We start from the raw sequence: 443 nt of genomic DNA on the forward strand, positions 1-443 counted from the left end.
TCGAGGCCCACGCCACCTACACGGATGGGGCGATCGACGAGGTCTACACGATGGCGGAGCGCGCCATGACGACGGGCCGCCGCGCGCTGGGACTGGCCGCTCTGGCCGCCCTGCTCGCGGCGGTCGCGCTCGCGCTGGCCATGAGATGACAGCTGCCCGGTCATGCGAACACCCTGCGGCATTCCTGGTCGGCGCGATGATTGGCAAGGTGCCTCGCATCGGAGGCGTGCAGCGCGATTTGCGTGCGCGTCCAGCCCATCACTTCGAGATCGTCCTGGTTGATCGAGCCGGCATTGGCCGCGAACATCAGGAAGTCATTGGCCATCTGGTCGATCGCCTCCTTGCCGCGGAGCTTGGCCCGGTCCAGATACGGGCTGTAGGTCATCTTCAGCGCGGAGCGCTTGGCGGCAGGTGTGAAGGAGCGAATACTCATGACTGCACCT

At 66.1% G+C, this 443-nt stretch carries 1 protein-coding gene; it reads right to left on the reverse strand.

Annotated features, from left to right (window positions below; genetic code table 11):
* Positions 1–160: 160 nt before the first annotated feature.
* The coding region (locus AACY45_RS28640; protein ID WP_339548846.1) for a hypothetical protein at positions 161–443 on the reverse strand (283 nt) is incomplete at its 5' end.

Origin of the sequence: Pseudomonas sp. RA_35y_Pfl2_P32, assembly GCF_963970735.1 — a bacterium.
GTDB lineage: Bacteria > Pseudomonadota > Gammaproteobacteria > Pseudomonadales > Pseudomonadaceae > Aquipseudomonas.